Raw genomic sequence first — 12,918 nt, 5'->3', positions numbered from 1 at the left:
ATTAGTTTTTTATTAAGAAATATTTTTTTTGTTATTGTTGTTTTTATTCTTATTAAGGTAAAAAATATTATTTTAATATTTAAAAAAATATGTGTAGTGTATTATAAATTATTATCTGCTTTATGTTTTTCTTTAAGTAAAGAATTTACTCGTTTAGATAGTTTTGCTCCAATATTTTTCCAATAATTTAAACGATCTATATTTAAATACAGTCTTTTGTCATAATTATTAATTAGTGAATTAAAAAAACCTATTTTTTCTATATATTTTCCATTTTGTTTATTTTTATTTTCTATTACTATTATTTTATAGAATGATTTTTTTTTAGTTCCAATTTTTTTTAGACGTATAATAAGCATAATTATTCCTATTTAAAAAATATAATTTTATTATAAATAGTAATTTTATTTTATATAAATAAGGTACGTTATACATTATAATAAATTTATTAGTTTAGTCAAAATATTCTTGTTATTTTTGCTTATTAATTAATTACAATATTTTTTTAATATAATTGCGATATTTGATCCTCCGAAAGCAAAGTGATTAGATAATGCTATATGAATATTTTTTTTTCTTATTATATTAGGTATGTAATCTAGATCGCATTTTGGATCTGGGTTATTCAAATTTATTGTAGGAAGTAGAATATTATTTTTTAAACTTAAAATGATTGCAATAATCTGCATTACTCCTGATGCACCAATTGTATGTCCAATCATTGATTTTTGTGCAGTGATTGGTATTTCGTAAGCTTTGTTTCCAAAAATATTTTTTATTGTTTGTGTTTCTATAATATCATTTAGTTTAGTTCCTGTTCCATGTGCATGAATGTATTGTATATCAGATATATTGATTTTTGCATTTTTTATTGCTTTAGATATTGCTTTTTCTTGTCCTTTAGAATTTGGTATTGTTATATGGTAAGCATCACATGAACTTCCTATTCCAATGATCTCAGCTATTATTTTTGCTCCTCTTGTTTTTGCATGATTAAGTTCTTCTAGTATTAGTATTCCTGCTCCTTCTGCGATTACCATTCCGTCTCGATTAATATCAAATGGTTTGCATGCTTTTTTTGGATTTGTATTTTGAGTAGACATAATTCGGAGTTTACACCATGATGCCATTATCGTTTCCCATAGTAATGATTCAGATCCTCCGCATATAGCAATATTTAAATTTCCATGCAGTATTTGTTCATAAGCATTTTTTATAGCTTCTGCAGAAGAAATACAGGCATTAGATGTTGTAGAGTTGATTCCTTTGATATTGAATAAAATAGCTATATGATTTGCTATAGAGTTAGGCATTCCCTTTAATATGCTTAATGCTGGTATTTTTTTCCAATTTATTTTATAAAATGTTTGATATGCAGATTCAAGTTCAGGAATTCCTCCTAGGCTTGTTCCGATGAATATTCCTGCGTGATTAAGTTCTTTTGTAGTTAGATTAGATGTTTTAATAGCTTGTTGTGTGCAGTAAATAGCATATTTAGTTACTTTTGGGTAATATTTTTTATTTTTGAATTTTGGAATATTTATTGTAGGTAAATCTTGTATTTCTCCAGCAATTTGAGTTGGATATGGAGTTGGATCATAATTTTTAATGCGATTTATTCCACTTTTTCCTTTTATTGCAGATTTCCAAAATGATTCGATTCCAATTCCAATAGAGGAAATTATTTCCATTCCTGTTACAACAACTCTTTTTTTCATTATTATTATATTTTAGTTAATTTTAAAAAAAAGAAATATTTTATTTGATAAGTATACAAATAATTACTCATAAATTAATATTTAATTTTATTGTACAATAAATTTTATTTTTACATTATTAATAATAATGTATTTAGAATATTATTCTTGATTAAAATTCATGTTTTTATATATAGTTAAGTTTTATATGAGATAGGTATGGACTGTGTTATATATTTTTTCTACAAAGAATTTTATACTTACATTTATTGCAAATAGATGGTGTATAAGGATTTGGTGGATAGTGTCCTTTATTAAAATTATTTAAAATATCAACAATTTGGTTATAGCATTTTTTTTGATAATGATGTAGATTATTTTTTATAATTAAATTATTACAATAATTTGGTAAATTTTCATTAAAACTAATTCCTTTGTATGAAAAAAAATTAGTTTTTAATTTTTGAAACATTATAATATTAATATTATTTTTTAATAAAGTAAATAACGATAATTGTAAGTTATTTATTATGTTGTTTGTATTTTTTTGTAGGAAGTTTTTTGGTAGATTACTTTTATAATCAATGATCCATAATTTTTTATTTTTATCTTCGTCAATTCTATCAGTTCTTATGTGGAAGTTAATGTTGTTGATGTGAATAAGATGTTTGTTTTCTAAGTGTTTTATTATAAAAGGTTCTCTTTTTTTTTCCCATTTTAAAGATAAATTTATTATTTGTTTTAATCGTGTTATTTCATTTTTTTTCGTTAGTGGATTTGATAGAAACAAAAATTTTTTTTGTAATAAATTTATACTATTCTTAATAGATAAATTTATTAAGTATTTTATTGTTTTTTTATTGAATTTTAATAAATTATATTGGTTTTTTAAATGTTTCCATAATATTTCCATTGTTTTATGAAGAAAAATTCCTTTTTCTTTATTAATTATTTCTTCTGAGGATTGATAAAATTGTTTTTTTATATTTAAATGATAGAGAGATAATGCTTTAAATGGGCATTCAACAAAATTTTTCAATACATTAATTCCGTTTTTTAATATATTATTTTTTTTAAATGATATTTGGTAATCTTCAAAAAAATTTATTAATTTATTATTTTTTTGTTTATTTATACTTAAAGATATTGGATAGATATTTTTTAGGTTTTGAATAATTGAATTTGCAATTTGCAATTGTCCATTATTATTATATTTAGAATAGCTAATCACAATATTTGATTTATTTTTTTGTAATCGTATTATATTTTTTTTTATTATTTTTAAGGAATTTTTGTAATTGTAAAATATTATTTTTTTTTTTAAATTATTCGGTATAAACGAAGATAAATTAAAAATTTTGTAATTATATTGTGTATTCATATTTTTAATCCATATTTCTTTCATAAAGGTTCCTGATGTTTTGAGTGGATTTAATATTTTAATATTATTAGTGTCTTTATTTAATAATAAAGAATTGAATTCTATTAGATCTTTTAATGCTGTAATTGCTTGATGTTTATTCATACTTGAAGTAAGCAATGTGTAATATCTTAATTTGTCTAATATTAAAAGTAAATATTGATAACATTTATAGTTAATTTTATTAAGAGGGTATTCTCCTGGAAATCCTAAGTTTTTAAGACGTTTTTTAAAAATTAATATCCATTGTTTTGGAGATGTTTTTTGTGGATATGTTGTAATTTTTTTTAGTGCATGGCTAAGTTTTGGTGATTTTTTAGAGATTTTTTTACAAAAAATATCGTAATTATTTTTTTTTTCTTCAAAGAAAAAATTATTTTTCATTAATTCTATTCTAGATAGCATTTCACTTTTTGATGCTATTAAATAAGGAGATTGTAATAGTAAATAATATTCTTCGTTGGTTATTTTTTTTTTATCAATATTGATCCATGTTAGTGCATGAGAAATTATAGGATAATTTTCTAACAAGTTTTCTGAAAAAATTTTAAATTTTTTGATAAAATTTTGTTGTAAATTTCGTTTAATATTTTTTGATTGTTTTTTTAATTCAGGAATTATTATTGCAATATTGTTATTTTGTTGTGATTGTTTTTTTACCCATTGAAGAATTTTTTGATTTTCTTCTTTTTCATTTAAGTTTTTGCATAAAAAAATGTGTGATTTTGATATTTTAGAAAAAGAATCATTGTTAGTAACAATATCAAAATATTTTATTATATATTGCTGTTCAATCATTGATTTTTGTAATTTTTTTTGTTGACATGTGTAATAATCAAAGTATAACCAAATTATAATTTTTGAATTTAATTTATATTTCCAGTTTAATATATAGTTAGCTATTTCTGTTTCGCTTATAGAATTTAATTTAAATAATTTTTTTTTTAATTGGGAAATCCAAGAATGAAATTCTTTCGTTTTTTTTGTTAATAAAAAATTGGGATGTTTATAATTTATATTCCATATATTACATTGTTTCCATCCTTTTTCTATAGATAGAAGTGTATTTTCATTAATTTTTTTTTTAGATAGAATTTGTCTCCATAGGAAACGTATTTGAAAATTTTCTAATATGTGAGGATGTTTATATTGAGGATATTGATTTATAATACTTTTAAAAACATATCTTAAAAATTCGGAATATGAAAAACAATTAGGTTTTTTTATAGCTATTTTTTGTTTTGCTTTTTTATAGAAATATTCTAACAATAATTCTTCTTTGATTATGAAATTTGGAGCTATTACAATAGCAGATTTTTTCATTAATTTAAAAAGTATTTTTTTTTTATATAAAAAATTCATTTATTTCATATATAATTTTACTATATCATAGTAAATGATTCTTATAATAAATAAGAATTTATGATATCTATCTATCTATAGATAATTTTATATCTTCATTATTTATTTATAAAAATTTAGATAAAAATCTAAAATTTTATTTTATAGAGATTTGTTTGTTCTAAAATATTTATTAGGAAATTTTATTTTAAATAGAAGATTTTATTTTGTAAAGTTTGATAGAGAGAATATATTTTTATATGTTATACTATTGGGTAATGGAAATAGTAATTAATATGATAATATTATATGAATGATAAGGTGATTGAAATTAAAATAATTAAAAAAAAAACATATATTGATGATGTATGTTTAATTCCTAAATATGCTACTTTAGGTTCTTCTGGGTTAGATTTAAGAGTATGTATTGATAGTCCTGTTTGTGTATATCCTAATAGTACTGTTTTGTTAGAAACAGGAATTGCTATATACATTAAGTACAGAAATATTGCGGGAATTATTTTACCCAGATCTGGTTTGGGTCATAATAATGGTATAGTTTTGGGAAATTTAATTGGGTTAATTGATTCGGATTATCAAGGAGAAATAAAAATTTCTTGTTGGAACAGAAGTAGAAATAATTATTTTATTAACCCTGGAGAGAGAGTTGCTCAGTTAGTATTTATATCAATTGAGAAAGTAAGATTTAATCTTGTAAGTTCTTTTCAGGAAAGCAAAAGATTTGACAATGGATTTGGAAGTACTGGTATAAAATAGAATATTTTAAATAGATAAAGAAAAAATTAATAGAAAATAAAAACGTATTTATATATAGCGTTATTATTTTAATAATAGTTATTTATTTTAACCACTATTTTTTTATAAAAAAATATGTATTTCATACAGAGATTAATTTAATTGATGTTTTTGGTGGATATTGTTTCCATAGACTAATTACATACCCACCAAGTCCTGATCCTGTAGGTTTTGCTGTAATTGCTCCGAGATTAAGTAATAAATTTATGTGTTTTTTGAGATGTGTATTAATTAGACCCCATTCTTTAAAACAGTTGTGTGCTTGTTGTATAGATTGTGCTAAATAATAAATAGAGTTTTTTGGATCTTTTTTTTCTAAAGAAAAAATGGCTTTTGTTACACTATTTTTCATTTTTATATCAATTCTTTTAGCTTTTTTTTTATTTTTTTTCCATAAGTTATTGACTTTATTAATGCAAAAAGAAGTTTTACTTGTTTTTCCACAGGAAGATAAAAACCATTTTGGTTTCCAAGTTTGATTGATTATTTTATTTTTTCCATTTTCAAAATAAGTGCCTATTTTTGATGAAACTCCAATAATATCAATTCCACTACTTTTTTTATGAAAACGCATTTCTATTTTTTTTGCAAAGGGATAAATTAGTTCTGATTGTAAATCATATATTTTAATAAGTAATTTTGCTATTACAAATGAGATAGCAGCAGATGAACCCATTCCCATTCCTATTGGAATATTATTGTATATATTTATACACCCATAAAAGTTACTTAATTTTTTTTCTATTAGTTTTAATCCATATTTAAGCGTTTTTTGAAAAATTGTAGATATATTTGTTTTTATATTGTTATTATTATAGGATATATGTAATATATTGGAATTAGTGTTTTTATACTTTAGATGAAGTATTTTATTTTTTATAGGATAAACTATAGCTCCATATCCTCTTAATACTGAATGTTCTCCAGTCAATATCCATTTTCCATGAGCAATAATTTCAATATTATTATAAGATATCATAATTTTGTTTTATACAATAATTTTTAAAGTTTAAAGCTAATTTTTTTTGGTCAGTTCTGTATAATAGATGTATATTTGGTCCTGCATCCATTGTTACGATAGGTCCATCTTTTTTTTTTTTCCATAATTCCTTTAGCATTAAAAGTGCATTTTTTGTTTTTTGATTTATATAAGTAAAAGATGGTTTACTAGTTATAAATAATGTATGTAAATCAAAGAATTCTTTCCAACATATTTTATAAATATTTTTCCAATTTTTATATTTAATGGCTTTAAATATTTTTTTTAAATTATTATCTGCTCGTTTATGTCGTGATTTAAAATAGGTGCTAGTTTCTATTAGATGATGTGCTTGAGTTGATGATATACATTTTTTTTTTTTATCAATAAGGATAATTTGATGTTTTAAGTTGGTATAATTTATTTTTGGTGATAATATAGAATTATTTTTTTTCCATAATGCCCATGGAGAAAAAAATGATCTACAAGATGATCCAGATGCTATTCTACTTATGTCAGCTTGTTTTATAATTGATGGAATAGAACATTGTTTAATTGTACTTATTGCTAATATTGCGCATTTAGTTAATGCTGCAAAACTTGATGCAGAGCTTGATATACCAGCGCTTATTGGAAAATTATTATTTGATTGAACAATAAATGATCCTTTATAGTTAAAATATGTTTTTATTCTAGATAAATGTTTTAAAAAACGTTTTTGCTCTGATATAGATAGTGAAAAAGTATTTTTTGTATGGTTAGTATTTGTTGTTAATAGTGGTTTCCATAGATCTTGTTTTATTTTTTTATTATATTCTAACAAAACTGTACTTTTAAAACGGTTTAAAGTATAAGATAATGATGAATTTATAGGTAAATTATTAATTTTATTTTTTTTTCCTATATATTTGATTAGTGCAATGTTAGATGGTGCTTGTGCGATCCATTTCATGGTATAGTTGAATTTAACTAATATAGTTTTGTTTTATGTAAAATATTAAATATAATTAATAGTATCTTATGTATTGTAAAGTATTTTTTTTATTATAAGAAATATTTTTATTTATTATTAAATAAATAATGGTTTAAGTTCTTTTAGATTTTTTCCTGTGCTAATTGTTATTTTTAATGGTATATTTGTATTAGCAACATTTTCCATAATTAATTTTATTTTGTGAGTCGCTTCTATTAAATGAGAATCACTAACTTCGAAAATCAATTCGTCGTGTATTTGCATAATTATCCATATGGGAAAATTTTGTGATTTACACCAATTATAAGTCAAGATCATTGCTTTTTTCATAATATCTGATGCTGTTCCTTGTATAGGAGCATTAATTGCTGTTCGTTCTAAAGATGTTTTTTTAATAGATTTTTTTTTATTACTTATTAAGTATATACGTCTTCCAAATAGTGTTTTTACATATTTTTGTTTTATAGCTTTTTTTTGTGTATATTTTAAATATTTTTTTATTTTAGGATATTTTTTAAAATAGGATGTAATATATTGTTGTGCTTTTTTTTGATCTATGTTCAATTGTTTTGATAAACCAAATGCTGATATTCCATAAAGTAATCCAAAATTAATTTTTTTTGCATATTGACGTTGATTATACGTAATTTCTTTTATGTTAGTAGAGAATATTTCACTAGCTGTCAATGTATGAATATCTATTCCTTTATCAAAGTTTTGAATAAGTTCTTTTTCTTTAGATAAAAAGGCAGCAATACGTAATTCTATTTGTGAGTAATCTGCGGATATAAGGGTAAATTTTTTATGAGCGATAAATGCTTGTCTAATTATTTTAGCTTGTTCTTTTTTAATTGGAATATTTTGTAAATTTGGTTTATTTGAGGATAATCTTCCAGTAATAGTTATTGTTTGATTATAATTAGTGTAAATTTTTTTTTTGATTGGATGTATATATCGTAGCAATGATTGTATATGAGTTGTAATAGTATTATATAAGGTTCTATATTCTAGTATTAAATTTAATATTTTATATTTATGAGACATTTTTTTTAGTACAGATTCCGCAGTAGATGGTTTGCCTTTTGATGTTTTTGCTAGGATGGGGATTTTTAAATTTTTGAACAAAATTTCTTGTAATTGTTTAGTGGAATTTAAATTGAATGTTTTCTTTGTCAAAGAAAAAATTTTTTTTTTAAGTATAGATATACGTTTTTCTAGAAGATTTTTATGATTTAATAATATTTTTTTATTTATTAAGATTCCTTTATTTTCTATTGATGAAAGTATTTTTATTATTGGAATTTCAATGTTTAGTAATATTTTTTTTTCTTTAATATTTAACATTTTAAATAATTTTTTATGAATCGTACCGATAATAATAGTTTGTTTTATTAAATCATATTCGATATTAAAAGTAGGTTTTGAAATATATTTAATTTTGTATTCGTTTTTTAACACATCATGTTTTAAGTATCTGTTTGAAAGATCTTTTAAGTTATTGGAATTGATAGAATTATTTATTATGAAAGATTCAATTGTTATATCAAAAAGGTTTCCATTTAAATTAATATTGAATTGTTTTAAAATTTTGTATTCATTTTTCATAGTAAATCCAATTTTATTTATTTTTGGATTTTCTAATATTATTTTTAATGTATCTAATATTTTATATTGGTTAAATTGTATTTTTTTGTAATTTTTATTTATATTTATTGGTATATAGTAAATGTTATTTTGTATCATGATTATGATTGTTATATTTTTTTTATTTATATTGTATAGGTCTTGATGATTTTTAATTTTAATTAAGAGTTCTTCAGAAGAATTTGAATGATCAATAAAGTTTTTCATAAATTTATGATGATTAATAGGGATTATTAGGTATTTTTTTTTGTTGTCTTGTTTTATTTCGTACATAAATTTTATATTTAGTGAAAGATTAAGTTTTATATATTTATTTTAAATTCCATTTTTTTACTTAATTGATTTAATAATGTTTTATTTGGTTTTTTTATATTAAAGTTTTTAATGTTATGTGACAAATTAATATTTTTTTGTATAGTAATTAATTTTTTGTATATAGGAAGATATTTTATAGATTTTTTCAAGTAGTCTCCGATTTTTCCTTTAATAGAATTAGAATTTTTAATTATATTTTCTAACGTATTATAAGTTTTGATCCATTGTACAGCTGTTTTTGGTCCACATCGAAATATTCCAGGTATATTATCTGATTTATCTCCGATTAAGGATAGATAGTCAATGAATTGATTTGGTTTAATATTAAATTTTTTTAAGATTTTGTTTTCATCAATGATTTCATTGTTTTTTGTGTTAATGATAAAGATTGTTTTGCTAACTAGTTGTAACATATCTTTGTCTGTTGTTGAGATGAGTACTGGAATGTTATTTTTTTCATATTGATTTGCAATTGTTCCTATTATATCATCTGCTTCTATTCCTTTGATAAATAAAGTATTAATACCCATAGCATTTAATATTTTTATTAATGGTGTGAATTGACAGATTAACTTGTTTGGAGTTTTAGGTCTATTTTTTTTATATTGAGGGTAAAGTTTATGTCTGAAAGTTTTTTCTTTGCAATCAAATATAATAGCCATTTTTTTTGGAGAGAAAGTTTTTAATATTTGATTAACCATTTTTATTACTCCATATATAGCGTTAGTTGGAAAATTTGTAGAAGTTTTTAGTAATGGTATAGCATGAAATGCACGAAAAAAATAAGATGATCCATCTATTAGTATTAAAGGTTTCATTGTTTTTGTTTGAAGTAAAATATATTTGAAAGTATCAATTTTATTTGTTTTTCTTAATATCTTATTGAAATAAGATATATAATTTTTATTATATATAATTATAATAATTATTTTTAATATTTTTAAAGTTTTTGTTAAGAATTCATTAAGAATATTTATTATAGATGTAATCTAATAGTAAGCTTATATTTTTGAAAAGATAGATTATATAAGATTGAAAATATTGTTTGAAATAGTTTTATAAATTTTTGTGTTAATAAAATTTAAATTAAAAAATATTATTTTTTTGCAATTTTAATATTTAAAAATTTTATTCTATATTAATGGAATATTAAATATTAATTTAATTAAATTAATATTATTTTATTGATTATTTTTATAAATTTTATTTTAAATAAAATATAATTATTATAATAAGTAAAATGTGTGTTATTTTTATTTTTTTAAATAGAAAGTTTTTTATATATGAAATATTTTTTTGATTAGTTTTTTTTTTATTATTTTTTATTTCTTTTTCTTTAATTAATTGCAAAGTATCATATATTAAATCTGGAATATATATAGTTTTTTTGTTTAAAAGGATAATTTTTTTCTTTATTTTTTTTATGAATGATTTGATTCCTATTTGTTCTTTAATCCATTTTTCTAATAATGGTTTTAGTGCGTCTAAAAAGTTTAGTTCTGGATATAATTTTCTTATTAATCCTTCCATTGAAAATAGAGTTTTTTGTAATAGAATTAACTGTGGTAGTATTTTTATTTTAAATGTATTAGCTATTTGTAAAATATATAATATAATTTCTGAAATTTTAATATCTTTTATGGTTTTTTTTAAAATGGGTTCAAATATGATTCTAATAGAATTTTCAAATTCTTCTTGAGAAGTTTCAATGGGAATCCATCCAGATTCTATATGTAGTTGAACGATTTTGTGATAGTCTTTGTTTATAAAAGCATGTAAATTTTCAATTAGATATGTTTTATCATGATCATTTATTGTTCCTATAATTCCAAAATCAATAAGAACATATTTTGGTTCATGATTTTTAGAGTATAATGTAGAAATAAATATATTTCCAGGATGCATGTCAGCATGAAAAAAACAATCTCTAAAGATTTGAGTAAAGAAAATTTTTAGTCCTATTTCAGCTATTTTTTTTAGATCTATTTTATTGTTTATTAATTTATTAATGTTGGAAATTGGAATTCCATATATACGTTCCATTACTAGAATATTTTCTTTAGTATAATCCCAGAAAATTTTTGGAATATAAAGATACTTAGAGTTTTTAAAATTTTGTTTTAATTTACTAGCATTTGCTGCTTCATATTTTAAATTGAGTTCGTATGAAAAATTTTTTTTGATTGAATCAATGATTTCTTTTAAATTTAACCATTTTGTTTTTTTATAAAAAAAACTAAATATTTTTATGACACTGAAGATAATATTTATATCTTGCTCAATAGTTTTTTTGATATTTGGTCGTAAAATTTTTACGGCAACTTCTTTTCCATTTTTTAATTCAGCAATATGAACTTGTGCTATAGATGCTGATGCAATTGGATTTATATTAAATTTAGAAAAAATTTTATGTATAGGTTGTTTGAATGAATTTTCTATTATGGAAAGTGCATGTTTTCCTGGGAATGGGGGTACTTTATCTTGAAGTTTATATAGTTCTGTGATGATATCATGAGGAAAAATATCTGATCTCATTGAAAGAATTTGTCCTAATTTAATAAAAACAGGCCCTAATTTTTCTAAAGCTTTTCGTATAGATTTTCCTCTATTGATTGGTGTTTTTTTAAACCATATACATGGATTTAAATAGATAATAAATTTGAGAGAAGAAAGAAAATTTAGTGATAGAATGATTTGATCTAAGTTATTTTTTAAAATTATTTTATATATATATATTATTCTAATAAGTTGTTTTATTTTATTCATGTTTATGTATTTATACTGTAAATTATATATATTATAAATTTATATATAAATTTTATTGGAATAAATATTAATAATATATTTACTATTAATCATAGCTGATTTTTGTTATATTTAATTTTTTTATTTGTTTTAGGATAATCATGATAGTGTTGTTTAAAGTGTTTAATATTTATAAGCTATGTGCAAAGATACAATACCATTGTGTAAATCATAATATGAACAATTTTGAAATCCTGATTTTTCAATCATAAATTTTAATTCTGTTTGTGAAGGGTGTATTTGAATTGATTCTACTAAGTATTTATAGCTATTTTTGTCTTGAGCAATTATTTTTCCTAATTTTGGTATTATGTAAAATGAATACAAATTATATAATTTTTTGATTAATAGGGATTTAGGATGTGAAAATTCTAAAATAAGTATTTTTCCACCTGGTTTACAAATGTTAAACATTGATTTTAATGTTTTTTCTTGATCAGTTATATTTCTTAGTCCAAAACTAATAATGATACAATCAAAGCTGTTTTTATTGAAAGGCAAGGATTGAGCGTTGGCTTGGATAAAAAAAGTGTTATTAATTATACCTAAATCTAGTAGTTTATTTCTTGATATTTTAAGCATTTCGTAGTTTAAATCTACAAGAAAGAATTTTCCTATTCCTTTCATTTTTTTTCTTAATAGAATTGTTATGTCCCCTGTTCCACTGGCTAGATCTAACACTGTTTGTCCAGGCTTTACATGACTATTTTTAACTGTAAATTTTTTCCATTGATAATGCAATCCTATGGACATAATATTATTCATTAAATCATATTTTTTTGATACATTTGTAAAAATATTCATTATTTTTTTTTCTTTTTCTTTTAAATTTATTAATCTATATCCAAAGTGAGTTTTATCATATGTTTTTTTCATTTTTAAGTATTTTTTTTTATTTATTTTATTTTGTTTTTTAAAATGTTGTTAG

Annotated in this window: 10 protein-coding genes; 1 reads left to right on the top strand and 9 read right to left on the bottom strand. The window is 21.1% G+C overall.

Translation table 11 applies throughout. The annotated features are described in order from the left end of the window. Window positions 1–101: 101 nt before the first annotated feature. From rpsP to CCU22_RS01550, 3 genes are all read right to left on the bottom strand, one after another. On the bottom strand, window positions 102–359 hold the full coding sequence (gene rpsP / locus CCU22_RS01560) for a 30S ribosomal protein S16 (RefSeq protein WP_100114835.1): 258 nt from the start codon (window positions 357–359) through the stop codon (window positions 102–104). A 129-nt stretch (window positions 360–488) separates the two neighbouring features. Continuing rightward, entirely contained in the window at window positions 489–1,718 is a 1,230-nt protein-coding gene (locus CCU22_RS01555) for a beta-ketoacyl-[acyl-carrier-protein] synthase family protein (protein ID WP_100114834.1), read from the bottom strand. Window positions 1,719–1,926: 208 nt separating this feature from the next. Beyond that, window positions 1,927–4,440, bottom strand: a complete 2,514-nt coding sequence (locus CCU22_RS01550) for a PD-(D/E)XK nuclease family protein (protein WP_158521317.1) — start codon at window positions 4,438–4,440, stop codon at window positions 1,927–1,929. Window positions 4,441–4,767: 327 nt separating this feature from the next. Between CCU22_RS01550 and dut the strand changes: the two genes are divergently transcribed. Beyond that, window positions 4,768–5,235: a dUTP diphosphatase gene (gene dut, locus CCU22_RS01545; protein ID WP_100114832.1), complete on the top strand. Its 468-nt coding sequence runs from the start codon at window positions 4,768–4,770 to the stop codon at window positions 5,233–5,235. A 121-nt stretch (window positions 5,236–5,356) separates the two neighbouring features. On the opposite strand, the gene CCU22_RS01540 is transcribed toward dut, so the two are convergent. From CCU22_RS01540 to ubiE, 6 genes are all read right to left on the bottom strand, one after another. Continuing rightward, window positions 5,357–6,253: a mevalonate kinase family protein gene (locus CCU22_RS01540; protein WP_100114831.1), complete on the bottom strand. Its 897-nt coding sequence runs from the start codon at window positions 6,251–6,253 to the stop codon at window positions 5,357–5,359. Beyond that, window positions 6,240–7,205, bottom strand: a complete 966-nt coding sequence (locus CCU22_RS01535; RefSeq protein WP_100114830.1) for a diphosphomevalonate/mevalonate 3,5-bisphosphate decarboxylase family protein — start codon at window positions 7,203–7,205, stop codon at window positions 6,240–6,242. The genes CCU22_RS01540 and CCU22_RS01535 overlap by 14 nt, the downstream gene beginning before the upstream one ends. 117 nt (window positions 7,206–7,322) lie before the next feature. Next, window positions 7,323–9,143: a DNA polymerase gene (locus CCU22_RS01530; RefSeq protein WP_100114829.1), complete on the bottom strand. Its 1,821-nt coding sequence runs from the start codon at window positions 9,141–9,143 to the stop codon at window positions 7,323–7,325. 29 nt (window positions 9,144–9,172) lie between these two features. Beyond that, window positions 9,173–10,003, bottom strand: coding sequence for a 5'-3' exonuclease (locus CCU22_RS01525; protein WP_100114828.1), 831 nt, complete (start codon window positions 10,001–10,003; stop codon window positions 9,173–9,175). A 385-nt stretch (window positions 10,004–10,388) separates the two neighbouring features. Beyond that, window positions 10,389–11,951 (bottom strand): 2-polyprenylphenol 6-hydroxylase, encoded by a 1,563-nt coding sequence (gene ubiB / locus CCU22_RS01520; RefSeq protein WP_100114827.1) that lies wholly within the window; start codon window positions 11,949–11,951, stop codon window positions 10,389–10,391. A gap of 162 nt (window positions 11,952–12,113) precedes the next feature. Continuing rightward, entirely contained in the window at window positions 12,114–12,866 is a 753-nt protein-coding gene (gene ubiE, locus CCU22_RS01515) for a bifunctional demethylmenaquinone methyltransferase/2-methoxy-6-polyprenyl-1,4-benzoquinol methylase UbiE (protein ID WP_100114826.1), read from the bottom strand. Between the last annotated feature and the right edge of the window lie 52 nt (window positions 12,867–12,918).

Origin of the sequence: Candidatus Legionella polyplacis, from assembly GCF_002776555.1 — a bacterium.
Taxonomy (GTDB): Bacteria; Pseudomonadota; Gammaproteobacteria; order Legionellales; family Legionellaceae; genus Legionella_E; species Legionella_E polyplacis.
Note: the sequence above shows the minus strand (reverse complement) of the source record. Positions and strands in the feature narration are given on the sequence as shown.